At 64.1% G+C, this 24,017-nt stretch carries 18 protein-coding genes; 8 read left to right on the top strand and 10 right to left on the bottom strand.

The genetic code is table 11. The features are described from left to right. Positions 1–22: 22 nt before the first annotated feature. From AC1RWL_RS30610 to AC1RWL_RS30640, 7 genes are all read right to left on the bottom strand, one after another. Complete coding sequence (locus AC1RWL_RS30610; RefSeq protein WP_493097233.1) at positions 23–2,428, bottom strand: glycoside hydrolase family 2 protein; 2,406 nt, start codon at positions 2,426–2,428, stop codon at positions 23–25. A gap of 46 nt (positions 2,429–2,474) precedes the next feature. Continuing rightward, positions 2,475–3,443: a DUF1839 family protein gene (locus tag AC1RWL_RS30615; RefSeq protein WP_493097232.1), complete on the bottom strand. Its 969-nt coding sequence runs from the start codon at positions 3,441–3,443 to the stop codon at positions 2,475–2,477. Between the two features lie 2 nt (positions 3,444–3,445). Then, a complete protein-coding gene (locus AC1RWL_RS30620; RefSeq protein WP_327509294.1) occupies positions 3,446–4,360 on the bottom strand; it encodes an amino acid--[acyl-carrier-protein] ligase in 915 nt (304 codons plus the stop codon). A 5-nt stretch (positions 4,361–4,365) separates the two neighbouring features. Next, positions 4,366–5,538 (bottom strand): acyl-CoA dehydrogenase family protein, encoded by a 1,173-nt coding sequence (locus AC1RWL_RS30625; protein ID WP_493097231.1) that lies wholly within the window; start codon positions 5,536–5,538, stop codon positions 4,366–4,368. Beyond that, on the bottom strand, positions 5,535–5,789 hold the full coding sequence (locus tag AC1RWL_RS30630) for an acyl carrier protein (protein ID WP_439614715.1): 255 nt from the start codon (positions 5,787–5,789) through the stop codon (positions 5,535–5,537). Before AC1RWL_RS30630 ends, AC1RWL_RS30625 begins: the two co-directional genes overlap by 4 nt. Beyond that, positions 5,770–5,961: a hypothetical protein gene (locus tag AC1RWL_RS30635; protein ID WP_493097230.1), complete on the bottom strand. Its 192-nt coding sequence runs from the start codon at positions 5,959–5,961 to the stop codon at positions 5,770–5,772. Before AC1RWL_RS30635 ends, AC1RWL_RS30630 begins: the two co-directional genes overlap by 20 nt. Positions 5,962–6,121: 160 nt before the next feature. After that, a complete protein-coding gene (locus tag AC1RWL_RS30640; RefSeq protein WP_493097229.1) occupies positions 6,122–7,123 on the bottom strand; it encodes a glycoside hydrolase family 5 protein in 1,002 nt (333 codons plus the stop codon). A gap of 260 nt (positions 7,124–7,383) precedes the next feature. Between AC1RWL_RS30640 and AC1RWL_RS30645 the strand changes: the two genes are divergently transcribed. Further along, entirely contained in the window at positions 7,384–9,192 is a 1,809-nt protein-coding gene (locus tag AC1RWL_RS30645; protein ID WP_493097228.1) for an ABC transporter ATP-binding protein, read from the top strand. Positions 9,193–9,364: 172 nt separating this feature from the next. On the opposite strand, the gene polA is transcribed toward AC1RWL_RS30645, so the two are convergent. Then, on the bottom strand, positions 9,365–12,352 hold the full coding sequence (polA, locus tag AC1RWL_RS30650; protein ID WP_493097227.1) for a DNA polymerase I: 2,988 nt from the start codon (positions 12,350–12,352) through the stop codon (positions 9,365–9,367). Between the two features lie 379 nt (positions 12,353–12,731). Between polA and AC1RWL_RS30655 the strand changes: the two genes are divergently transcribed. From AC1RWL_RS30655 to AC1RWL_RS30670, 4 genes are all read left to right on the top strand, one after another. After that, positions 12,732–13,172, top strand: a complete 441-nt coding sequence (locus tag AC1RWL_RS30655; protein WP_256121365.1) for a MarR family winged helix-turn-helix transcriptional regulator — start codon at positions 12,732–12,734, stop codon at positions 13,170–13,172. 80 nt (positions 13,173–13,252) lie between these two features. Then, positions 13,253–14,644: a dipeptidase gene (locus AC1RWL_RS30660; RefSeq protein ID WP_493097226.1), complete on the top strand. Its 1,392-nt coding sequence runs from the start codon at positions 13,253–13,255 to the stop codon at positions 14,642–14,644. 201 nt (positions 14,645–14,845) lie between these two features. Continuing rightward, positions 14,846–15,793, top strand: coding sequence for a lysylphosphatidylglycerol synthase domain-containing protein (locus AC1RWL_RS30665; protein WP_256121367.1), 948 nt, complete (start codon positions 14,846–14,848; stop codon positions 15,791–15,793). Positions 15,794–15,893: 100 nt separating this feature from the next. Beyond that, entirely contained in the window at positions 15,894–16,325 is a 432-nt protein-coding gene (locus tag AC1RWL_RS30670) for a BA14K family protein (protein WP_435266906.1), read from the top strand. A 48-nt stretch (positions 16,326–16,373) separates the two neighbouring features. Here AC1RWL_RS30670 and AC1RWL_RS30675 read toward each other — a convergent pair whose 3' ends face one another. Continuing rightward, positions 16,374–16,982 carry a hypothetical protein gene (locus tag AC1RWL_RS30675; protein WP_493097225.1) on the bottom strand — a complete coding sequence of 203 codons (609 nt, stop codon included), beginning with the start codon at positions 16,980–16,982 and terminating at the stop codon, positions 16,374–16,376. Between the two features lie 199 nt (positions 16,983–17,181). Here AC1RWL_RS30675 and AC1RWL_RS30680 point away from each other — a divergent pair, with 199 nt between their 5' ends. Next, positions 17,182–19,416, top strand: coding sequence for a transglycosylase domain-containing protein (locus AC1RWL_RS30680; RefSeq protein ID WP_493097224.1), 2,235 nt, complete (start codon positions 17,182–17,184; stop codon positions 19,414–19,416). A 424-nt stretch (positions 19,417–19,840) separates the two neighbouring features. Here the strand turns inward: AC1RWL_RS30680 and AC1RWL_RS30685 are convergent, their stop codons facing one another. Further along, positions 19,841–20,260 (bottom strand): hypothetical protein, encoded by a 420-nt coding sequence (locus AC1RWL_RS30685; RefSeq protein ID WP_493097223.1) that lies wholly within the window; start codon positions 20,258–20,260, stop codon positions 19,841–19,843. A gap of 325 nt (positions 20,261–20,585) precedes the next feature. Between AC1RWL_RS30685 and dnaK the strand changes: the two genes are divergently transcribed. Both dnaK and dnaJ read left to right on the top strand, forming a co-directional pair. Beyond that, positions 20,586–22,496 carry a molecular chaperone DnaK gene (gene dnaK, locus AC1RWL_RS30690; RefSeq protein WP_493097222.1) on the top strand — a complete coding sequence of 637 codons (1,911 nt, stop codon included), beginning with the start codon at positions 20,586–20,588 and terminating at the stop codon, positions 22,494–22,496. 238 nt (positions 22,497–22,734) lie between these two features. Continuing rightward, a complete protein-coding gene (gene dnaJ, locus AC1RWL_RS30695; protein WP_256121371.1) occupies positions 22,735–23,862 on the top strand; it encodes a molecular chaperone DnaJ in 1,128 nt (375 codons plus the stop codon). Positions 23,863–24,017: the final 155 nt, after the last annotated feature.

The following is a 24,017-nucleotide window of genomic DNA, read 5'->3' on the forward strand; positions in this document are numbered from 1 at the left end:
TCTTCGACGTCCCGCATGAAGCTCAAAAACTGACGACGGCCTCCAGGCCGAGGCCGCGGATTTCTCCGGCGGGTTTTGCCGCGGGATCGGTGCCGGCGCGGGCCGCAAGGCGGATGGTTTTCAGGGCGCCGGGCGCCAGGTGGAACCAATTGTCCGACGGCACGAAGCCTTCGGCCTCGATTGCGACGGACTGGGCGAAACGATCCGCCGACACATCCAGAACCCAGCCTTCTGCATCCTGCCGCAGCGCCGCCGTCGCGGCAGCGGAAAACAGGGCCTCCGCCCGGCCGCGCGGGAAATGAAATGTCTCCGAAACCACCGTTCCATCCGCATCGGTCAGCCGGCCGACGGTCACGTCGTGGGAGGGCGGGCCGAAGCGGAAGGCATAGGTCGTGTCGAAGAAAGCGCCGAAGAGGTCGGTTGCCGGCAGCGTTTCGGCCGAATGCGGGGCAAGGGTGATCGCGCGCCGTCCGCTGACGACAGCCTGGCGGCCATGGCGCAGGCAGGAAAGCTCCAGCACCAGATGCCGTTCATCCGCACTGTCGTTGATGACGTGCACGTCCAGCCCATTGGTGCCCTCGTCCGAGAGCACGACCTGCACCGGGCGGAAGGCGCGGCGCAGCGCATGCCAGGCGGATTTCGGCAGGCCGGTCGCATCCACGATGCCCCAGCCGGCGCCGGGCAGCAGGTCCTGGAAGGTCCAGACGAGCGCGCCGTTGCAGGTGGATTGCGACCGGCGCCATTCGGCAAAGGTCACCTCCATCACCTCGGCCACGACGGCGCGGGAGAGATCGAGATAACGGGCTGGGTCCTCGCGGCGAAGACGTGCTGGGTCGTGGCCGTAGAGCAAGCTGAGATAATGGTCGCGCACATCCTCGAAATCCCAGGAGGCACCCCGGTCGCGCGGGACGAGGGCCTTCCAGCGCGGATCGTGCACGGGGGGCACGGGCAGATGCGCATCCAGCGTCTGCTGCTCCGGCACATTGGCGAAGGCGAGGCTTTCGGCGGAAAAGCGCACTTCGGCGCGCCGGGCATCCTCCAGCGGCCGGCAATAGGCGCCGACACCGTAATAATGCGTCACGCCGGCATTCGGCGAAAAGGGCATCGCGCCGCCGCTCGGCGAGTTTTCGACATAGGGCACGTCGGGGCGGTGAGTTGCCACGAGCGAGGGCAGGATTTCTCGGGTCAGCGGCCCGGCCCACGACGCCTCCGGCAGGCCGAGCATCGCCGCCTGCTGGTCGATCTCGCTGCCGCCGCACAGCACGGCGAGCGATGGCGAGGCGGCGGTTGCGTCGAGAAACTGAGACACTTCCTTGCGCACGTTCTCCGCAAAGGCGGGATCGTTTGCCGGGTAATCGAAATTGGCGAACTGGAAATCCTGCCAGACCATCAGCCCGAGCTCGTCGCACAGCGCGAAGAAGTCCGACGTCTCATAGGCCATGGTGCCGCCGATGCGCAGCATGTTCATGTTGGCGTCCGCGGCGAGCCTCAGCAGCGGTTCGTATCGCTCGCGATTGCCGGGAAGATCGACGATATCGGCCGTGGTCCAGACAGCACCGCGGCAGAAGATTTTTACGCCGTTGACGAGGAGGGCGAAGTCCCGGCCATCTGCGCCGCGGTCGATTGCGATGCGGCGGAAGCCGGTGTGGCCGATCGCGTGGCGCTTGCCGTCCGCGAGGAGGGAGACGTCATGCAGAACGGGCTCGCCATGCGTGCGCGGCCACCAGGCTGCGACGTCGGCAATCGTGAGGCTGGCGCTGAAACTACCTTCGCCATCGGCCACGGCGACAGCGGTCGCGCCCGCGCATTCCACCATCGGCGGGGTAGCGCTGTCGAAGCTGAAGCGAGCATCGAGCCGCCCGGTGCCGTTCTCGTCGAGCCGCGAGGAAATTCGGATATCGGCAGGAAGGGCCGACGTGGGCCGTGAGAGGCGCACAGGACGCCAGGGGCCGGCGGCGTGAACCTCCGGGCACCAGCCCGGCATGCGGCCGAGCAGCGTGGTGCGCACGAGGCGCAGGCCTTGCGGTGTGATCATCTGCGGCCGCCAGCGGGCACGAGGCCCGCGTTTTTCAAGGTGGGGTTTCAGCGCGCGGAAGCAGAGGGCGAGGCGGTCGCTGCCGGTGAGCGTGACGGGCAGTTCGTGACGCACGAACATGCTGTCGGAGGACAGCGCCAGCGCATCGTTCCACCAGATCTCGGCGATCGTGGCGAGGCCTTCGAAATGCAGGACAGCCGCTCCCGGCGCCTCGGCGAGGTCGAGCACATACCAGGCGTCGAGATGATCGAGCGGCGCGGGCGCCGTGCGGTCGAAGCGGCCGGCGCGTTCCAGCGCACCGGCGACGGTGCCGGGGACAGGGGCGTCGACGACATCGGAAAAGCCTTCGAGCGCCGCAGGCTCCGCGGCGGCGCCGGCGGGCGTCAGGATCATGCGCCAGCCCCTCGAAAGATCGTTTCCGGTCAAGCACATCCCCCCGTCAGCCGATGCGGGCGGCAAGCGTCGCCATCAGCCTGTCCCAGGCTTCGATAGCCGGATCGAGCGCGGTCGTCAGCGGTTCGAACTTTCGGCGGGTTACGGCACGGGCGATCTGGAACTGCACGGATTTCGCCGTCTCGGAAATTTTTCGCGCGGCCTCAGTAGCCTCGGTGAGGCTCCCATCCGGCGCGATCCAGTCGAGATGGCTGCCGGCAAGCTCGAAATTCGCACCGAGCTGGCGCAGCGTGTTGAAGGCATATTTGTGGAAGAAGCCGAAGGGGCGATCCGCCACCGCCTCCACCTGCTGCGGGAAGACGCTTGCGAAGGCGGCGATCGGGTTCGCCTCCGGGCGCTGGCCGAAATGGATGGCGAGCAGGCGCCTCGCTTCACGGCGGAGATGGACTTCATCCGGCCGCTTTTCCGGGAATTTGGCGAATTCCGTATAGGGCAGGAAGGGCAGCTCGTCGGGGCCGTCATTCAAATGGAACAGGCCGTCGAAATCCGCACCCTCCAGCCGGAAGAAGCCGGCATTGTGAAAATAGTCGAGCCGCTTGTTCTCAAGATCCAGCCGGTTGATCGCGACCGTCGTCTTGCCATGCTCCTGACCATAGGCGACGCCGCGGGTATCGGGCATGTAAAAGCTGTCCATCTCGACGAGGCAGAGGCGGCCGCGCGCGATCTGGGTCGCGATGTGGCTTTCCACTTTGTCGAAGATGGCGAGTTCCGTCGCGCGGATGCCGTAGAGGCTTTCGAGGTCTTCCAGCGGCACCTTGAAGAAGGTGAACTGGTCGCCCTCGAAGTCCTGGGTCACGGAAAACCCGAGCATCGCCTCCGGCGTGGTGCCGAAGGCGTTCAGCACCTCGATCCAGAGATCGACATAGCAGTTGGTCTCCGGCCACATGCGCTCCGCATCGTGCAGCGCGTGCGGCCGGTAGGTCTCGGGATCGGCCCCGGCGAAGACGGCGGCCATGCTCAGTCCTGGTATCCCAGCACCTTGCGGACCTCGGCCGGCCACAGGGCAATATCGAGGCCGTGGCGGGCGAAGAGGGCGAGCGCGATGCGTTCCAAGCCGAAGCCGACGCAGGCGGTGTGCGCAACGTCGCCGTTTTCGAGGTTCAGGCCCCACTTCGCGCCAAAGGCGTCCTGGTGGTAGTTGAAGCTCATGCAGGCCGTCGGCTTGGCGGCTGACGTCACGGGGATCAGCAGCTCGAACTTCAGGTTCTGGTCGCGCTGGTTGTTGGCGAGCATGCGGCCGGCGCGGCCGAAGAACGGGTCGTTCGCCACGTCCATCGTCACGTCGAGGCCGACCTTGGCCATCATTTCGAGACCACGGTCCATCCAGGTCTGGCGGAACTCCGTCACATGATCCTGCGTGCCCATGCAGACATATTCGCGCATGCGAAACAGCTGCTGGCGGGCGGGGTCGTTCGAGGGTTCGTGGCGGAAGCAGTAGGATTGCAGGTCATAGAGGCCACCCTTAGCCGGCAAACGGCCACGCTTGGCGATCGTCGGATAGAGCGGGTAGCAGGCGGCCGGCGTCAGCACGATATCGGTCGGCTTCTGGTCCTTCATCCAGTCGCCGCCGACCTCCATGCATTGCAAGAGGCTCATATGGTCGAGTTCGCCGCCGCAGAAGCTGTGCACGGTGCCGGCGAGCTGCGGGAAGCTCTTCATATAGCCGGACGTCTCAAAATGCGCGCGGTTCATGCCGGGCGGGAAGCGCATGGCCTCCGCGCCGTCGGCGCCGCCATAGGCGTCGATCAGCCGCTCGAAGCGGGCGATCACGTCCTCGAAGGCGCCGCTGCGGCCATAGAGGCCTTCCACGCCGGTATCGATGAGCAGGCCTGAATCGAAGAGCCTGTCGAGAAGAGAGGTTTGCATGTCCATCGGTTTCACCCCGTCAGGCTGGTGTCTTGTTTGTGAACGAGCAGCAGGTTCGACGTATTGCCGAGAATGCGGTCGTTGGAGATCATGAGCTGGGCCGAATGCGCATCGCGCAGGTGCCGGCCGAGGCTGAAGGGCGTACCGTTCTTGTAGCCCATGATGCCGCAGATCAGCATCGCCTGGTTGATGATCGTGAGGACCGTTTCCGAAGAGGCGATCTTCACGTTGTTCATCGCCACCGCAAAGCCCATGGAGGACAGCTTGTCCGGATCGGCCTTGGCGGCTTCATATTCCTTAAGCCCGGCGATCGTGTTCGACTTGACGAGCTGGAGCAGGTTCGAGGCTTCCGCAAGGCGCAGCGCGCCGGGCGGTGCCACACCGGGGCTCTTGCGGGCGGCGGCGCGCACGAAGGCTTGTGCACGGGAGACCGCGTTGACCGCGATGCCGTACCACACACCGCTCCACAACAGATGCGAGGTGGCGAGCATCGACTGGGCGGCGATCTCGGCGAAGGGTTTGGGAAGGATCTGCTCCTTCGGCGCCTCGCCCTTGAACAGCCAGCCATCAGAGCAGGTGCCGCGCATGCCGAGCGTGTCCCAGACATGGGTCTGCTCCAGCGTGTACTGGTCCTTCGTGAAGACGGTCATGACCTGGTCGGTCGAGGCGGCGTCCGCGTGCGCGCGGGACGTGATGAGGATCGCGTCGGCATGGGCGCCGTAGGAGATGACGGTCGCGTCCTTGGTGAGCCGGCAGGTGTCGCCGTCGATTTCGATGGCGCAGATGCTGTTGCGAAGATTGCCGCCGATGCCGCCCTCGGTCGTCGCCGAGGCGAGCAGCAGCTGTTCGTCCGCGACGCGGCGCATGAAGGCGGAATGCCAGGCGCTATCGGCGCCATGCGTGACGAGGCTCGAAAGCTTGATGTGGTGCATGGCAAAAACCATGGCGGCGGCCGAGCAGCTCTGGCCGAGAAGCGAACACGCCTCGGCAATCTCGGAGACGCTCGCATCCTCGCCGCCGAGGCTGGCGGGAATCTGGATCGAGAGCAGCCGTTCGGCGATCATCGCGTCGACGGCTTCCCGCGGGAAACGGCCCTTGGCGTCCACGTCGTCGGCATGCACTGCGGCCACGGCGGAGACGCGCTGGGCGCGTTCCGCGAAGCTCGTACCGACGGTCATGGTCATTCCGCCGCCTCCGCGCTACCGGTCAGACCTTCGACCGCCCGCGTGATCGCGGCGATGCTCTGGAAGGATTTGCGGTTCAGGAGATTGTCGGGGAACTCGACGTCGAAGGCTTCCTCGATGCCGAGCATCACCTGCACGGAAGCGAAGGAGGAAAGGCCGGCCGCATAGAGATCGGAATCGTCCGCAAGCTGATCGACCGGAACCGGGAGGGCGCCGTGTTTTGCCAGGATGTCACGGATCTTCTGCTTCATGTCGCTTTCTCCATCGTTTTTGTGCCGGCATTTTCGTGCGCCGGCCGGACAGCGGGCTCTTGGCGTATTCTTCCCAAAAGGCATAACCGACGGTTGATAAGATCGGCTGAAAGGACATGGATAAGATTTCGTGAAGTGCGCCGGAGGGCTGCACCAAGGTGGTGCGACCCATTGTGAAGCTTCATGAAGGAAGATCGAAGAGCCCCGGTTTTCCACGGTATTGCGCGGGAGGGGCGGTGTTCTGGAACGGCACGCTTCGGCGCCGTTGAAGCTCTGTTAGCCATAATCGCAAAGCGTGTGGGACAAGGCGAAATTCAGGCTGGCGGAAAGGGTCAGGGTAGCGCAGGGCAGCTTCCGGGTTTGGCCGGCAGTTCGCCGCCGGCAACAAGGGCCGCAAGCTGCGGGCGGTCGCCGTCGGCGGTCGGCTGGATGTTGAGCGGTTCTGTGGCCGGCCACCAGTCGCCGCCCGCCCAATAGGTCCAGCCGGTCCAGACATCCTGTTCCTTGCCGACAAGCGCCGTCATGCGGGCGAGGCCATCCAGGCAGACCTGGTCGGCCGAGCCGCCGAACTCGCCGAGGAAGCCGCGCTTGCCATTGCGCTTCAGCCAATCGGTAAAGCGTTCCAGCGCCGCCACGGCATCGTCCGCCCGCTCGCAGGTGGTTGCCTTTCCGGAAAAGTCGCCGTCCAGGTACTGGTGCACCTCGTAGGCGTGGTTGTCGGCCGGGTCGGCGATGCCGAGCATGACGGTGCCGTTCGCGCCGCCCTCGCGCTCTTCCTCCCAGCTGTGCGCGCCTGTCCAGACCGTGCCGGGCACCAGCACGAGGTTTTTCGCGCCCGTCTCGCGGATGGCGGCGATGGCGGCATTGGCGGAGGCGAGCCATTGCGTGGCCGGCACGTCATGCGGCTCGTTCATCAGTCCGAACTGCACGCCGTCGTCATCCTTGTAGTCCTCGGCAAGCCGCTGCCAGAAATCGGCAAACGCGCTCTCCGGCACCTCGGTCGAGCCGATCTGCTTGTCGCCGTAGTAAGCATAGTTGTGCGGGTCGAGGATGACGGTCATGCCGGCGGCGCGTAGCGCCTTGACGGTGCCGGCCAGCCGCTTGCGCTCCGCCTTGTCGAAGCCGCGGTTGAGGCGCGGTTGCAGCCGCTCCCATTTGAAGGGCAGGCGCACCGCATTGAATCCTTTGCCGGCGAAATAGGCGATCGTCTCCTTCGAGGGGTAGGTATAGTCCTTGTCGAAGGTGCCGCGCCCCTCGCCGAATTCCGCGCCGGCGAGATTGACGCCGCGCAGGCAGCCGGCGCTCGCCGTAACGGGAACCGCTATCGCCACCATGGCCGCCACCGCCCTAAAAAATATTGCCGCGCCGGATGAGGATCGCATGCCTTGTCTCCGTGTCGGCTGTCGCACCGGTTCGTCCCGCGATAGGGCGTTGCGCCCATTCGCGCCGATCAAGACTCCGACGATCTTAAGGCAGCGTTAAGGCAGCGCTTCTTTGGCGAACAGGATTAAGAGATTGCAAGCGCTGGTCCACCCGGCTAGAGGCGAAGGCACTGCCCGCTGGCCTCTCCCGGTCCGACAACAGGTCCCGTTTCATGACTGCGTCCGAACAATCCGCTCCTCATTCCGCCGGCACCCGCCATCCGCTGCGCGTGCTGTTTTCTCTCGTTCGCGAAGAGAAGGGCCGCGTGGTGCGGGCGGTCGCCTCGTCGATCATCAACAAAATCTTCGACGTCATGCCGGAAATCCTCATCGGCATCGCGCTCGACGTGGTGGTGCGCGGCAAGGATTCCTTCGTGGCGCAGGTCGGCATCACCGATCCGGTGCACCAGCTTACTTTGCTCGGCATCGCGACCTTCCTCATCTGGTTCGGCGAATCCCTCTTCGAATATTTTTACCAGATCCTCTGGCGCGGCCTGGCGCAGGATGTGCAGCACCGGCTGCGCATCCTCTGTTATGACCACGCCCAGCACCTTCCGACCAGCTTCTACGAGGAGAACCGCTCCGGCGATCTCGTCGCGGTGCTGAACGACGACATCAACCAGCTCGAACGGTTCCTCGATCGCGGCGCCAACGAGCTGATCCAGACCTTTGCCGCCGTCATCCTCGTCGGCGCGGTGTTCTTCATCGTCAGCCCGCTGATCGCGGTCATCGCCTTCACGCCGGTGCCGGCCATCATTGCCGGGGCCTTCTGGTTCCAGCGCCGCGCGCAGGCCCGCTACGATGCGGTGCGGGCGCGCGCCGGCGGTCTGGGCGCCCGGCTCACTACCAACCTGCAAGGCCTCCAGACCATCCGCGCCTTTGGGGCGGAAGCGCGCGAGACGGCGGCGCTGACCAAGGAAAGTTTGGGCTATGTCGAGGCGAACCGGGCGGCGATCCGCGTCTCCTCCGCCTTCATCCCGATCATCCGCATGGCGATCCTGTCCGGCTTTCTCGCCACCTTCCTGATCGGCGGCTGGCTGACGCTGACCGGCCAGATGCAGGTCGGCGCCTACGGCCTGCTCGTCTTCCTGACGCAGCGCCTGCTCTGGCCGATGACGGGCCTTGCCGAGATCGCCGACCTCTACGAGCGCGCCATGGCCTCGACGCGCCGCATCCTTCGTCTACTCGACGAGCCGCGCGGCGAACCGCACGGCTCCCATGAGGCCAAGGTTTCCGGCCGCTTCGAGATCGACCATGTCGGCTTCCGTTACGCGACAAGCCCCGGCGGCGTGACCGACATCAACCTCGCCATCCGCGCCGGCGAGACGGTGGCGCTGGTCGGCCCCACCGGCAGTGGCAAGTCGACGCTCATCAAGCTGCTCGGCCTGTTCATCCGCCCGCAGAAGGGCCGCATCCTGCTCGACAACGTGCCGCTCGCCGACTGGTCGGGCGAATGTCTGCGGAAAAGCATGGCCTGGGTGCCGCAGGAGGTGACGCTGTTTGCCGGCTCGATCGCCGACAACATCGCCTATGGCAGGCCGGGTGCCAGCCGCGACGAGGTCGAGGCGGCCGCCCGCATGGCGGAGGCCGATGGCTTCATCCGCGAGCTGCCGGACGGCTATGAAAGCCAGATCGGCGAATACGGCCAAAAACTCTCCGGCGGCCAGCGCCAGCGCATCGCGCTTGCCCGCGCACTACTGATCGACCCGGCGATCCTCATCCTCGACGAGGCGACGAGCGCGGTGGACAACGAGACGGAAGCGGCGATCCAGCGCTCGCTCGCCAAGATGAAGGGCAAGCGCACCGTGATCCTCGTCGCGCACCGGCTCAGCACGGTGGTCCATGCCGATGCGATCCATGTGATGGAGGCGGGGCGGATCATCCAGTCGGGGTCGCATGACAGGCTGGTGGAGTGTCCCGGGCTTTACCGCACGCTGTGGAATATCCAGACGGGGCATGCGGAGATGAACGAGACCGTATAACGGCCCCTCATCCGCCTGCCGGCACCTTCTCCCCGCAAGCGGGGCGAAGGGGGTGTTGCACCGGTGCTCCCAGACAGTAGGCATCGATGTTGGAATAAGGCTTTGCCCCTTGTCCCTTCGCCCCGCTTGCGGGGAGAAGGTCGCGGCAGCGGGATGAGGGGCTGCCTTCCCCTCAGTGCGCCTCGTCCCAATTGTGCGCGGCCCGCGCATCCACCTTCAACGGCACCTTCATTGAGAGCGCCGGCATGGACGCATTCTCCATGATGTCGACGATGAGCGGGATCGCCTTGTCGACTTCGCCGTCCTCGACCTCGAAGATCAGTTCGTCGTGCACCTGAAGCAGCATGCGGGCGGAGAGGCCGGCTTCTTCCAGCGCCGGTTCGATCTTGATCATGGCGCGGCGGATGATGTCGGCGGCGGAGCCCTGTATGGGCGCGTTGATTGAGGCGCGTTCGTTGAAGGCGCGAACCGACGGGTTGGACGACTTGATTTCCGGATAATGCGCGCGGCGGCCGAAGATGGTTTCGACATAGCCGTTTTCGCGGGCGAAGGCCTTGGTGGAATCCATGTAGTCCTTGATGCCCGGAAAGCGCTCGAAATATTTCTTGATGTAGTCGCCGGCTTCCGATCGCTCGATGGAGAGCTGGTTGGCGAGGCCGAAGGCGGAAATGCCGTAGATGATGCCGAAATTGATCGCCTTCGCGCGGCGGCGCACTTCCGACGGCATCCCCTCGACCGGCACGCCGAACATTTCGGATGCTGTCATGGCGTGAATGTCGACGCCGTCTGCAAAGGCCTGTTTCAGCTGCGGGATGTCGGCGACATGGGCGAGCACGCGCAGCTCGATCTGGCTGTAGTCGGCCGAGACCAGCTTGTTGCCGGGCGTTGAAATGAAGGCCGTGCGGATCTTGCGGCCTTCCGCCGTGCGCACCGGAATGTTCTGGAGGTTCGGGTCGGAGGAGGAGAGGCGGCCGGTCGTCGTGGCGGCGAGCGCGTAGGACGTATGCACGCGTTTCGTCTCAGGATGCACGAAGCCCGGCAGCGCGTCGGTATAGGTGGATTTCAGCTTGGTGAGCTGGCGCCAGTCGACGATTTTCCGGGGCAGCGGCAGGCCCTGTGCGGCGAGGTCCTCCAGCACCTGCGCGGAGGTCGACCACTGTCCGGTCTTTGTCTTCGAGGCGCCGGGCAGACCCATCTTGCCGAACAGGATGTCGCCGAGCTGCTTCGGCGAGCCAATGTTGAAGCGTTCGCCGGCAAGCTCGTAGATTTCCTCTTCGAGCCCGGCGGCACCCTGCGCCAGCTCGCCGGAAAGGCGCGAGAGCACCTGCCGGTCGATGGTGATGCCGCGCTCTTCCATGCGCGCGAGCACCGGCACCAGCGGGCGCTCCAGCCGCTCGTAGACGGTGGTCATGCGGTTGGCGGCAAGGCGCGGTTTCAGCACATGCCAGAGGCGCAGCGTCACGTCGGCATCTTCCGCCGCATAGGCTGTGGCGCGGGAAATATCGACCATGTCGAAGGTCTGGGCGCCTTTGCCGGAGCCGGCGACGTCCTTGTAGGAGATCGGCTTGTGGCCGAGCCAGCGCTCGGACAGCGTGTCCATGCCATGTGTGCCGGCGCCCGCATCCAGCGCATAGGACATCAGCATGGTATCGTCGAAGCCCAGCACGGTGATGCCGTGGCGGCGCATGACGAGGTAGTCGTATTTGAGGTTCTGCGCGACCTTGAGGACCGAAGGATCTTCCAGCAGGCCTTTCAGCCTTTCCAGCGCGGTGCGGATCGGGATCTGCCCCTCGGCAAGCCCGCCGCCCAGAAGGTCGCCGACGCCGGTCTTGTGGTTGAGCGGCACGTAGCACGCGCGGATGGTGATGCCCGTCGGGTCCTTGGCATTGCTCGCGATCGCCAGCGAGAAGCCGCAAAGCTCAGCCTGCATCGGGTCGAGCGAGGTCGTCTCCGTGTCGAAGCCGACGAGGCCGGTCTCGCGGGCGTCCGCAATCCAGCGGTCGAGCGCGTCCAGGTCGCGCACCGTCTCATAGGCGGAATGATCGATCGGCGCGGCGGAGAAGCGCTCCGCCCGGGCTCTTGCGAGTGCGGCCGGCGTGGCGTCGCCGGGGCTGGCTGTGGGCAGCAGCGTCGAGGCCGCCTCCGCCGCGGTCTCACCGCCATCGAGCACGAGCGCGGGACCGGCCACCTCGCCCTTGTCGAGGTCCGGGCCGCGCGCTTCCGCACCCCATTCGACGGGCACGTCGGCAGCGTCGATGGCGCCGGCATCGCAGTCGCAGGCTTCGGCGACGCGCCGCGTCAGCGTGGTGAATTCCATGGCCTTGAGGAAGGCGATCAGCTTCGGCCCGTCCTGCGGATGCAGCACCAGCTCGTCCAGCACCGTGTCGAGCGGCGTATCGGTCTTGAGCGTCACGAGCTGGCGCGAAAGCAGCACGAGTTCGCGGTTCGCCACGATGTTCTCGCGGCGCTTGACCTGCTTGATCTCGTCTGCGCGGGCAAGCAGCGTGTCGAGGTCGCCATATTCTTCGAGAAGCTGCGCGGCCGTCTTCGGGCCGATGCCCGGCACGCCCGGCACGTTGTCGGTGCTGTCCCCGGTCAGCGACTGGAGGTCGATCATCTTTTCCGGCGGCACGCCCCATTTCTCGATGACTTCGGGAATGGAGATCTGCTTGTCCTTCATGCTGTCGTACATCGAGACGTTCGCCGTCACGAGCTGCATGAGGTCCTTGTCGGAGGAGACGATGGTGACATCGGCGCCGTCGGCCTCGGCAAGGCGGGCATAGGTGGCGATCAGGTCGTCGGCCTCATAACCTTCCTTCTCGATGCAGGGCAGATTGAAGGCGCGGGTGGCATGGCGGATCAGGCCGAACTGCGGGATCAGGTCTTCCGGCGGCGCGGTGCGGTTCGCCTTGTAGAGATCGTAGAGCTCGTTGCGGAAGGTCTTCGAGGAATAGTCGAAGATGACCGCGAAATGGGTCGGCGTCACGCCCACGTCGGTGTTGCGCGCATCCTTGAGCAGCTTCCACAGCATGTTGCAGAAACCGGAGACGGCATTGACCGGCAGCCCGTCCGATTTGCGGTTGAGCGGCGGGATAGCGTGGAAGGCGCGGAAGATGAAGCCGGAGCCGTCGACGAGGAAGAGATGATCACCTTTTTTCATGGGGTGAATGGATAGCGCGGGCGGCTTTCCGCGTCTATCTCTCATTGCGGTTTCAAGGCCGTTTCGGGGCTCTGGAAAGGGTCACGCGAACGTTACCAATTTGTAATTTTCGCTGCCCTCTGAAACCCTTGAAAAGCCACATTCGGACCCACAAATATTATCCAACGGCACCTGATCAAGCCGTTGTCTGGCACCCGGCCTGTCCCCCGCCGCGCCAGACAAAGGACAAAGGCCTTATCCCCCTCTCCGGGCCTTTGTCCATCATTCGAAGAAGCCGCCGCGACAAGCCTCCTGTCGTCGGCGGCTTCTCGGTTTCAGGCACTTGTCTTGCCCGTGATCCTTGATTGTCTTCTATCGAAAACCGGCATAGCTTCCGGTCATGGACTTTGACCGGACGGAGTCGGCAGCATATCTCGCCAATCTCCTGGCGAAGGCGGCGTCCCGCACCCTTCAGGCGCGGGCGGACGGGGCCGGCTTTGCGCCCGGCCAGTTCCCGGTCCTGCTGGAACTGTGGAACGGCGACGGCCTCACCCAGCGCGAACTTCTGGACCGCCTCGACATCGAACAGGCGACGATGGCCAACACGCTCGCCCGCATGCAGCGCGACGGCCTCATCTCGCGCCGCCGCCATCCCAAGGACAGGCGTGCGCAACTGGTCTTCCTGACCGAGCGCGGCAAGGCGCTGCGCGAGACGGCGATGGAGGCGGCAAGCGCCACGGAGGATGCGCTTTTCCACGGCTTCCGCCGCTTCGAGCGGGAGCTGCTGCTGGAATATATGCGCATGGTGCTGGCCAATCTCGGCCGCGAACCGCGGATCTGAGAACACCAGAATCGTCATACGATTTGCCCTCCCCGATGCGATCGGTCTAATGTCGCGCCGAGTTTCGCAAGGATTCGACCATGACCAATATTCTGCCCGTCCTCGACCACGCCAGCGCCGGCATTCCGGCGAGCCTCGAACGCATGTTCGAACTCGTGCGCATCAAGTCCATCTCCACCGATCCGGCCTACAAGGCGGAGTGCCGCCGGGCGGCGGAATGGCTGGTGACGGAGCTGCGCACGCTCGGGTTCGACGCGACAGTGCGCGATACGCCCGGCCATCCGATGGTCGTCGCCCATCATGACGGCGCGAAGCCCGATGCGCCGCATGTGCTGTTCTATGGTCACTACGACGTCCAGCCGGTCGATCCGCTGAACCTGTGGGACCACGATCCCTTCGAACCCGCGGTGCGCGATGCCGGCGGCGGGCGCCGCATCATCACCGGCCGCGGCACCTCCGACGACAAGGGCCAGCTCCTGACCTTCGTGGAAGCCTGCCGCGCCTACAAGGAAACGGCGGGCGCGCTGCCCTGCCGTGTCACCATCCTGTTCGAAGGCGAGGAGGAATCCGGCTCGCCCTCGCTGAAACCCTTCCTCGAAGCCAATGCGGCAGAGCTCAAGGCGGATTTCGCCCTCGTCTGCGATACCAGCATGTGGGACGCCGATACGCCGGCGATTTCCGCAGGCCTGCGCGGCCTCGTCGGCGAAGAGGTCGTCGTCAAGGCGGCCGACCGCGACCTGCATTCCGGCTATTTCGGCGGTGCTGCCGCAAACCCCATCCATATCCTTTCGAACATCCTCGCCGGCCTGCACGACGAGACCGGCCGGGTGACGCTCGATGGTTTCTACGACGGCGTCGAGGAGACCCCGACGCAGATCAAGGCGGCCTGGGAAAAGCTCGGCAGCTCCTCGGAAAGTTTTTTGGGCGAGATCGGCCTGTCGATCCCATCCGGCGAAAAGGGCCGCTCCGTGCTCGAACTCACCTGGGCGCGCCCGACCGCCGAAGTGAACGGCGTCACCGGCGGTTACACCGGCGAAGGTTTCAAGACGGTCATCGCCGCGGAAGCCTCGGCGAAGGTCTCCTTCCGCCTGGTCGGCAAGCAGGACCCGGCAAAGATCCGCGACGCCTTCCGCGCCTATGTGCGCGCAAAGATCCCGGCCGATTGCTCGGTGGCGTTCCATGCCCATGGCGGCTCGCCAGCGATCCAGCTTCCCTATGATTCCGCGCTGCTCGGCAAGGCGAAGAACGCGCTTTCCGACGAATGGCCGAAGCCCGCCGTCGTCATCGGCATGGGCGGCTCCATCCCGATCGTTGGCGATTTCCAAAAAATGCTCGGCATGGAATCCTTGCTCGTCGGCTTTGCGCTGTCGGACGACCGCATCCATTCGCCGAACGAGAAATACGAGCTGCGCTCCTTCGAGAAGGGCATCCGCTCCTGGGTGCGCATCCTCTCGGCGCTCGCGGCGCGCTGACCAAGATGTGATGACACGGTTGACCGGCGTTAACCGGACGGAACGGATATGCTGGTCAACTGGTTAAACAAGGACCGCATCGCGGACAGGCGATGACAGGTCCACACAATGGGGAAGGAACGGAATGGCGGTAGACGGATGGATTGCGAGAGAGCCTTGCTGCTCAGGCGATGGGGCGCCGGGGGCAGGGGATAAGGCAGGATGAAGCGGCTGAAAAAATTCTTCTGGCCGCTCGTCAGCACCGCCGCGATCATCCTGTCGATCTACATCCTCTACAAGGACCTGCGCGGCCTGTCGCTTGCGGAGTTCATGGCGAGCGTTCATGCCATTCCGGTTTCCGGCTGGATCCTCGCGAGCGTCGCGACGCTCGTCGCCTATGCGGCGCTGGCCGCTTACGATCACCTGGCGCTGGAACATCTCGGCCACCGCATCTCGCTGTGGTTCATCACCATCACCTCGTTCACCACCTATGCCCTGTCGCACACGATCGGCGCCTCGGTGTTTTCCGGCGCGCTGGTGCGCTACCGCGCCTATACGTCGAAGGGCCTGACCGGGTCGGAGGTGGGCGTCCTCGTCGCCTTCTGCTCCTTCACCTTCGCGCTCGGCACCTTCATGCTGTTCGGGCTGGTGCTGGTGCTGGAACCCGCGATCATCGAGCGCTTCGCCGCCTTCCTGCCGATCGAGGCGGCGCTGTCGACCGGCTGGCTGATCCTGGCACTGGTGGCGCTCTATGTCGTGGGAAGCCTCGTCGGCTTCCGGCCGGTCCATACGCGCTGGCTGCGGCTGGAATATCCCAAACCCTCGCTGGTGTTCCGCCAGCTCTTCATTGCGCCGATCGAGCTGATCGGGGCGGCGGCGATCATCTATTTCGTGCTGCCGGCGGAGGGCAATCCGGGCTTCTTCGTCGTGCTCGGCATCTTCCTCGCCTCCTTCTCCGTGGCGCTGCTGTCGCATGCGCCGGGCGGCATCGGCGTTTTGGAACTGGTCTTCATCGCCGGCCTGCCGGACATGGACCCGGCAACGGTGCTGGCGGCCCTTGCGGTCTTCCGGCTGTTCTACCTGATCATCCCGTTCATCATGGCGCTGGTGGTCGTGCTCATCTTCGAAAGGCAGCGTTTTCTGGCCCGCCCAAGCAATGGCGACGATTAAGCGGCGGAGAGTTTCGGTTCATCTCGTATTCAGTCGAATTGTTTCATGCTGTCATCCGTCTTGATCACTGTACAACAGTGACTATCCAAGGGAGACCGACATGAAGACAACGATCAAGGGCGGCATTGCCGCTGCCATGGCCGTCGCCATGTTTGCCACGACCTTCGTAACGGCGCCGGCCTTCGCCATGCCGATGCCGAAGGTCGGCGCGTCGCAGGCATCCGACGTCGAACAGGTTCAATATCGCCGCGAACGCCGTGGCTGGTACGGCGGCCATCGCGGCTATCGTTACGAGCGCCGCGGCTATCGCCGTCATTCGGATGGCTGGTGGTATCCGCTGGCTGCCTTCGGCGCCGGTGCGATCATCGGTGGCGCGATCGCCAATGACGGCTATTCCCAGCCGCGCTACGAAGGCATCAACCCGCGCCACACCGAATGGTGCTATGCGCGCTATCGCTCGTATCGTGACTATGACAACACGTACCAGCCGAACTATGGCGGCCGCCGCCAGTGCCTCTCGCCTTACTATTGAGGCCTTTTCTCGGGCGGTCCAAAGGGCCGCCCGAAGTCTTTTCGGCTGTTAATTCTCCGGCAGATCCGTCGTCACGGCGGTGGGGCGAAGGCGGCCGACCTCGCCGATGCTCACATAGAGTTGCAGCAGCGGCGGAACGAGGGCTTGCGACGCCTTGGCGACCGCCTCGTTATAGGCCTTGACGTCGGCCTCCGCCTCGATCGTCTTGCCCGCATTGGCGAAGATCATGACGATCATCCCGTTCATGGCGGCATTCACCTGCGCGGCTGCCTTCGGGCCTTCCGCCGTGGTGAACATCGGCATCATCGACAGGTTCTGCGCGCTGACGCGGCTGACGATCTCCTGCAGCTTGAACACCTGGTCCTGGATATCGAGCCCGGCCGCCTGCTTTTGCGTGACGACCGCGTAGAGACCCTGGAAGTCCTCCATTTTCTGGCGCAGGTCGCTGTAGTTGCGGATCACGAAATCCGTCTTGATCTTCTGCTCCTCGAAGGTGGCGTTCACCTGGGGGGCCAAGTAGTAGGTGCCGATACCGCCGACCATCAGGGCGAGCGTCGTGAACCACATCGGGGTCCGGTCCGCGACGAGGAATGTGCGCACGGCCTCGCGCTTCTTGCGGGGGCTTTCCGTCGACGAGGCTTCCGCGAATTCGGCCATCTGGCACTCCACCTTCTGTGACGGGCGTTAGTTGTAACCGCGCATAACGACATGACAACCCCGGCGGCGCTGCGCCCCTGCAAGGCGCAAACGATTGAGAAATTGGGGCTTTCCGTTTCCGATTTCTTAACCACCCCTTAAATCGCCGCATTTAAGGTTCACCCGACGGCGATATTTTTGAGGGTGTACCCGACCGCTTATGGCAGCCAATCGCAAATCCCAGCGCATCGAACCGTCCTTCCAGGGATCGGGAGGCCGCAACGACGACGACGATTTTCACGTCGGCGCGGGGGATCGCGTGGCGGGCGGAGCCGGCCGCAAGGGTCGCGGCAAGCCGGCGAAGGCCGAACGGCCGCGGCGCGGCGCGCGCGGGCGCCGGCAGGCCTCCGGCGGCGGCATCTTCGGCCTGTTCCGCCGGCTGTTCTACTGGTGTGTTGTGCTCGGCATCTGGGGCGCCATCGGCGTCGGCGGGCTCGTGCTCTATTACGGCGCGCGCATGCCGAGCGCCACGAGCTGGTCGATCCCCGACCGGCCGCCGAACATCAAGATCCTCGCCGTCAGCGGCGACGCCATCGCCAATCGCGGCCTCACCGGCGGCGAGGCGCTGTCGCTCGAAAACATGTCGCCCTATATCCCGCAGGCCGTCATCGCCATCGAGGACCGGCGCTTTTATTCGCATTTCGGCATCGATCCGCTCGGCCTTGCGCGTGCGATGTTCACCAATGTCACCACCGGCCGCATGGTGCAGGGCGGCTCGACGCTGACGCAGCAGCTCGCGAAGAACATGTTCCTCTCGCCGGAGCGCACGCTTGAGCGCAAGGTGCAGGAAGTGCTGCTCGCCTTCTGGCTGGAGCACAAATATTCCAAGGACCAGATCCTTGCGATGTATCTGAACCGCGTGTTCTTCGGCTCGAATTCCTACGGCGTCGAGGCCGCCTCGCGCCGCTACTTCAACAAGTCGGCGCGCGACGTGAACCTCGGCGAAGCCGCCCTTCTCGCCGGTCTGCTGAAGGCGCCGTCGCGCCTCTCGCCGGCGCGCGATCCGGAGGCGGCGGAAGCCCGAGCCCAGGTCGTGCTCGGCGCGATGCGCGAAGAAGGTTTCGTCACCGATACCGAGATCAAGACCGCAATGTCGCAGACGCCCGCGCGGGCAAAGAGCTACTGGTCGGGTGCCCAGCATTACGCCGCCGACATGGTCATGGCGCAGCTTCCCGGCATGATCGGCGACATTACCGAAGACCTCGTCATCGACACGACGATCGACCTCGATCTCGAAAAGAAGGCCGACGAGGCTCTCACCACGCTTCTCGACAAGGAAGGCGCGAAATCCGCCGCCTCGCAGGCCGCCCTCGTCTCGATCGACGGCACGGGCGCGATCCGCGCGCTGGTCGGCGGGCGCGACTATGCCGAAAGCCAGTTCGACCGCGCCTCCAAGGCCAAGCGCCAGCCCGGCTCCGCCTTCAAGCCCTTCGTCTATGCCGCAGCGCTTGAGGCCGGCCGCTCGCCGCTCTCGGTGCGCAACGACGCGCCGGTGCGGATCGGCAAATGGACGCCGGAGAACTACGACCAGAAATATCGCGGCGAGGTGACGCTCTCCTCCGCGCTGGCCAATTCGCTGAACACCATCGCCGCACAGCTCGTCATGGAAGTCGGCCCGGACGAGGTCATCAAACTCGCCCGCAGGCTCGGCATCGAATCGGAGCTGCAATCGAATGCCTCGATCGCGCTCGGCACGTCGGAAGTGACGCTCGTCGAGCTGACGGCCGCCTACGCCCCCTTCATGAACGGCGGCTACAAGGCCACCCCGCACATCATCCGCCGCATCTCGACCGCCGACGGCCGGGTGCTCTACGAAAACACCTACGACAACCCGCCCCGCGTGCTGGAGCCGAACATCGTCTCCATGATGAACGGCATGATGATGCGCGTCATCACCGAAGGCACCGGCAAGAACGCCCGCATTCCCGGCTGGCAGGCCGCCGGCAAGTCCGGCACGACCCAATCCTTCCGCGACGCCCTCTTCGTCGGCTACACGAGCAACCTCACGACCGGCGTCTGGTTCGGCAATGACGACGGCAAGTCGATGAAGAAGGTCACGGGCGGCGGGCTCCCCGCCAAAGCCTGGAGCAGCTTCATGACCGCAGCCCACGAGGGCCTCAGCCCGTCCCCGCTCTTCGGCACGGCCGGCGGCGACCAGCCGGTGGTGGACGGCACGCAGCCCGTCCCCGAAGAAGGCGGCGACCAGCTCTTCGACATCATCTCCCGCACGCTGGGCACTGACGAACGCCCGGCCGACAACCGTTCGGCTGTCGCGAGCGAACAGACGGGCGCCGTTCCTTTAGACGACGGACTGATCCCGCCTGCGGATGTCGGTGAGCAACGGCAGACCGGCACGCGCCGAACCACCCTTCTCGACGTCCTTTTGGGCGGCTAGTGCATAGTCGAACTACCCCCAGGCGATGATGACATTCTCGGGCTCAGCGGGATGATCCATTCACACCCGGATACGCGTTTTGAGGCTCATTCGCGTCAAACAGAATAAGCTCATTGTTCGGCTTGTTCAGAATGCCATCGAAATTGGGCTACTTTGCCTCAACAATCTCGGAAGCCGGCCCGAACGTCACATGCGTATCCCCGTCGTTCCAATAGAGTGCCGGAATGAGAATGCAGTCCTGCGAAGACAGAACCCCTCTCCGGTCCATATGCGTTGTAATATGAACATTCCGGCGACCCGCAGCCTAGAAGCTGACATACTTTGGCGCGATCGACAGATGTTGCGCGGTCATGACGTCAGAACCTCGCCTCGATAAAAGCCCGGCCTAGCTAATTAACAGCAAGACAGAGGAAGCCGCCATTGTTTAACCCCAGGCGATAACGACGTTTGAGGGCTCGATCGGGTGATCGAGCCATACGCGGACACGCGTTTTCGTTAGCGGCACCGTCGTTTTGAAGTACTCGGATACCGTTGCGCCAAAAACAATAAGCTGTTTTTGAGCCGTATCGAGAACACCATCAAATGTCGGTTCAGCTGTTTCGTTTAGCTCGTCGAATGGACCGATAGTGACATTCGTATCGCCGTGGTTCCAGTCATAGGCGGGAACGTTTATACACTGGGAAGATGCAAAGATTCCTTGGCGATCCATATGCATTGGGATGTCGACGTCAGTGCGACCAGCTATATATATGCTGAGATATTCTGGCGCGATTGCACGAGTTTTAACAGACATGACCTTCAATAAATCCCTTTGGATATAAAGCCACCTTGTGACTTGCTGCACCACCGGCCGCCAAGGCCGCCGGCAATGTTGTAGGCCGGGTCAGCACACGCTCGGATACGCGCACCGATGGCCGCCGACCGCGCCCTTTGGCTTGACGCCCGCAAGGAACCTCACCACATTGCGTCTTACAGACGGTTCACCCTTCTCATGGCGCTGATTTTGCGAGCTTTGCGGCCGCACGATGTCTTGCAGTCGTCTGGACTGCTCCTTATATACGCCGCAAGGCTTCGGCTCAGGCTCAAGCTTTCGAGAAGACCATACCATTAGGGGCTGCCAAAAGAATGCCTGAATGGGTTCCGGCAGTTCGCTTCAAGGAGAGAATGACATGGCTAAAGTAATCGGTATCGACCTCGGAACGACCAATTCCTGCGTTTCCGTCATGGACGGCAAGGACGCGAAAGTGATCGAAAATGCCGAAGGCGCGCGCACGACCCCGTCGATCGTCGCCTTCAACGATGATGGCGAGCGCCTGACCGGCCAGCCGGCAAAGCGCCAGGCCGTCACCAACCCGGAAAACACCCTGTTCGCAGTGAAGCGCCTCATCGGCCGCCGCTACGACGACAAGCTCGTCGAGAAGGACAAGGGTCTCGTCCCCTACAAGATCGTCAAGGGCGACAATGGCGACGCCTGGGTCCAGGCCCATGGCACCGGCTATTCCCCTTCGCAGATCTCCGCGATGATCCTTCAGAAGATGAAGGAAACCGCCGAATCCTACCTTGGTGAAAAGGTCACGCAGGCCGTCATCACGGTTCCCGCCTACTTCAACGACGCGCAGCGCCAGGCAACCAAGGATGCCGGCAAGATCGCTGGTCTTGAAGTCCTGCGCATCATCAACGAGCCGACGGCTGCGGCACTTGCCTACGGCCTCGACAAGAAGGACGGCAAGACCATCGCCGTCTACGACCTTGGTGGCGGCACGTTCGACATCTCGGTTCTGGAAATCGGCGACGGCGTCTTCGAAGTGAAGTCGACCAACGGCGACACCTTCCTCGGCGGTGAAGACTTCGACATGCGTCTCGTCGAATATCTCGCAGCCGAATTCAAGAAGGACCAGGGCATCGACCTGAAGAACGACAAGCTCGCCCTTCAGCGCCTCAAGGAAGCCGCTGAAAAGGCAAAGATCGAGCTGTCCTCCTCGCAGCAGACCGAAATCAACCTGCCGTTCATCACGGCGGACGCTTCCGGCCCGAAGCACCTGACGATGAAGCTGTCGCGCGCCAAGTTCGAAAGCCTGGTCGACGACCTCGTCCAGCGCACCGTCGCGCCCTGCAAGGCAGCCCTCAAGGATGCCGGCGTCACGGCGGCCGAGATCGACGAAGTCGTTCTCGTCGGCGGCATGAGCCGCATGCCGAAGGTGCAGGAAGTCGTCAAGCAGCTGTTCGGCAAAGAGCCGCACAAGGGCGTCAACCCGGATGAAGTGGTCGCCATGGGCGCCGCCATCCAGGCCGGCGTTCTGCAGGGCGACGTCAAGGACGTCCTGCTCCTCGACGTGACCCCGCTGTCTCTCGGCATCGAAACGCTGGGCGGCGTCTTCACCCGCCTGATCGAGCGCAACACGACGATCCCGACGAAGAAGTCGCAGACCTTCTCGACCGCCGAAGACAACCAGTCGGCCGTAACCATCCGCGTTTCGCAGGGCGAGCGCGAAATGGCTGCGGACAACAAGCTGCTCGGCCAGTTCGACCTCGTCGGCATTCCGCCGGCACCGCGCGGCATGCCGCAGATCGAAGTCACCTTCGACATCGACGCCAACGGCATCGTACAGGTTTCGGCCAAGGACAAGGGCACCGGCAAGGAGCACCAGATCCGCATCCAGGCCTCCGGTGGCCTCTCCGACGCCGACATCGAGAAGATGGTGAAGGACGCCGAAGCCAATGCCGAGGCCGACAAGAAGCGCCGTGAGGGCGTCGAGGCGAAGAACCAGGCCGAAAGCCTGATCCATTCGTCGGAAAAGTCGCTCAAGGAATACGGCGACAAGGTCACGGAAACCGACCGCAAGGCCATCGAGGACGCCATCGCCTCGCTGAAGACCGCGGTCGAAGCCTCGGAGCCCGATGCCGACGACATCAAGGCGAAGACCAACACGCTCATGGAAGTCTCCATGAAGCTCGGTCAGGCGATCTACGAGGCCCAACAGGCCGAAGAGAACGCGTCTTCCGGTGAAGACGGCGACAATGTCGTCGATGCGGACTATGAAGAAGTCAAGGACGAGGACGACCGCAAGAAGTCAGCCTGAGCCTCCTGATAAGCCGGCCGCCACAAGCGGCCGGTGCAACGGATAGCAAAAGGGCGGAAGTCAGCGCGAAGGGAACAAGGCCAAGATGATCACTCCCGTTGCAAGCGGTGACGATGTCCTGGTCTTTCCTTCGCTCCGGCTTCCGCCTTTTTGCGTGTCCGGTTTCCAGCGCAGGCTGAAGGCAAGCTTGTTCATCCATAACAAGAAGACCGTTCCACTGAAACGGACGTGAACCCGAATGGCAAAAGCTGATTTTTACGAGACGCTGGGTGTCTCCAAGACCGCCGACGAGAAGGAGCTGAAGAGCGCCTTCCGCAAGATGGCGATGAAGTATCACCCGGACAAGAATCCGGGCGATGCCACGGCCGAGCAGACGTTCAAGAACGTCAACGAGGCCTATGAGACGCTGAAGGACCCGCAGAAGCGCGCGGCCTACGACCGTTACGGCCACGCTGCTTTCGAGCAGGGCGGCATGGGCGGTGGCGGCGGTGCCGGCTTCCAGGGCGGCGGCTTCTCCGACATCTTCGAAGACATCTTTGGCGAGATGATGGGCGGCGGACGCCAGCGGCGCTCTTCCGGCGGGCGCGAGCGCGGCGGCGATCTGCGCTACAACATGGAAATCTCGCTGGAAGAGGCCTATGCCGGTAAGACGGCGCAAATCCGCGTGCCGACGTCGATCACCTGCGACGTCTGTTCCGGCTCGGGCGCCAAACCCGGCACCAGCCCGAAGACCTGCGCCACCTGCCAGGGTTCCGGCCGCGTGCGCGCCGCACAGGGTTTCTTCTCGATCGAGCGCACCTGCCCGACCTGCCACGGCCGCGGCCAGACGATCAGCGATCCCTGCACCAAGTGCCACGGTCATGGCCGCGTCACGGAAGAGCGTTCGCTCTCGGTCAACATTCCAGCCGGCATCGAGGACGGCACGCGCATCCGGCTCTCCGGCGAGGGCGAGGCGGGCGTGCGCGGCGGACCGGCGGGCGATCTCTACATCTTCCTCTCGGTGAAGCCGCACGAGTTCTTCCAGCGCGACGGCGCGGACCTCTACTGCACGGTGCCGATCTCGATGACGACGGCCGCCCTCGGCGGCACCTTCGATGTGGCGACGCTGGATGCCACCAAGTCGCGCGTGACGGTGCCGGAAGGCACGCAGGCGGGCCGGCAGTTCCGGCTGAAGGGCAAGGGCATGCCGGTGCTGCGCTCCGCGCAGGTCGGCGATCTCTACATCCAGATCCAGATCGAGACGCCGCAGAAGCTCACCAAGCGCCAGCGCGAATTGCTCAAGGAATTCGAGGAGATTTCCTCGAAGGAAAACAACCCGGAATCCGCCGGTTTCTTTGCGCGGATGAAGGAATTCTTCGAGGGCTGATAGCTTGCACGGAAGACTTCGGACCTCTCCTCCGTCATGGTCGGGCTTGACCCGACCATCCACGCCACACCCCGCCGATGGATCCTCGGGTCAAGCCCGAGCAACTGTGTTGTGTGATGTCAAGACAGGAACGCTCTGTTGTCCCTCACGGCTGC

The organism is Shinella sp. GW821-FHT10F02 (assembly GCF_058809275.1).

Bases quoted from the DNA above. Each gene is read 5' to 3' on its own strand.
- AC1RWL_RS30610 (WP_493097233.1), bottom strand. From the start codon at position 2,428: ATGATCCTGACGCCCGCCGGCGCCGCCGCGGAGCCTGCGGCGCTCGAA.
- AC1RWL_RS30615 (WP_493097232.1), bottom strand. From the start codon at position 3,443: ATGGCCGCCGTCTTCGCCGGGGCCGATCCCGAGACCTACCGGCCGCAC.
- AC1RWL_RS30620 (WP_327509294.1), bottom strand. From the start codon at position 4,360: ATGGACATGCAAACCTCTCTTCTCGACAGGCTCTTCGATTCAGGCCTG.
- AC1RWL_RS30625 (WP_493097231.1), bottom strand. From the start codon at position 5,538: ATGACCATGACCGTCGGTACGAGCTTCGCGGAACGCGCCCAGCGCGTC.
- AC1RWL_RS30630 (WP_439614715.1), bottom strand. From the start codon at position 5,789: ATGAAGCAGAAGATCCGTGACATCCTGGCAAAACACGGCGCCCTCCCG.
- AC1RWL_RS30635 (WP_493097230.1), bottom strand. From the start codon at position 5,961: ATGGGTCGCACCACCTTGGTGCAGCCCTCCGGCGCACTTCACGAAATC.
- AC1RWL_RS30640 (WP_493097229.1), bottom strand. From the start codon at position 7,123: ATGGTGGCGATAGCGGTTCCCGTTACGGCGAGCGCCGGCTGCCTGCGC.
- AC1RWL_RS30645 (WP_493097228.1), top strand. From the start codon at position 7,384: ATGACTGCGTCCGAACAATCCGCTCCTCATTCCGCCGGCACCCGCCAT.
- polA (WP_493097227.1), bottom strand. From the start codon at position 12,352: ATGAAAAAAGGTGATCATCTCTTCCTCGTCGACGGCTCCGGCTTCATC.
- AC1RWL_RS30655 (WP_256121365.1), top strand. From the start codon at position 12,732: ATGGACTTTGACCGGACGGAGTCGGCAGCATATCTCGCCAATCTCCTG.
- AC1RWL_RS30660 (WP_493097226.1), top strand. From the start codon at position 13,253: ATGACCAATATTCTGCCCGTCCTCGACCACGCCAGCGCCGGCATTCCG.
- AC1RWL_RS30665 (WP_256121367.1), top strand. From the start codon at position 14,846: ATGAAGCGGCTGAAAAAATTCTTCTGGCCGCTCGTCAGCACCGCCGCG.
- AC1RWL_RS30670 (WP_435266906.1), top strand. From the start codon at position 15,894: ATGAAGACAACGATCAAGGGCGGCATTGCCGCTGCCATGGCCGTCGCC.
- AC1RWL_RS30675 (WP_493097225.1), bottom strand. From the start codon at position 16,982: ATGGCCGAATTCGCGGAAGCCTCGTCGACGGAAAGCCCCCGCAAGAAG.
- AC1RWL_RS30680 (WP_493097224.1), top strand. From the start codon at position 17,182: ATGGCAGCCAATCGCAAATCCCAGCGCATCGAACCGTCCTTCCAGGGA.
- dnaK (WP_493097222.1), top strand. From the start codon at position 20,586: ATGGCTAAAGTAATCGGTATCGACCTCGGAACGACCAATTCCTGCGTT.
- dnaJ (WP_256121371.1), top strand. From the start codon at position 22,735: ATGGCAAAAGCTGATTTTTACGAGACGCTGGGTGTCTCCAAGACCGCC.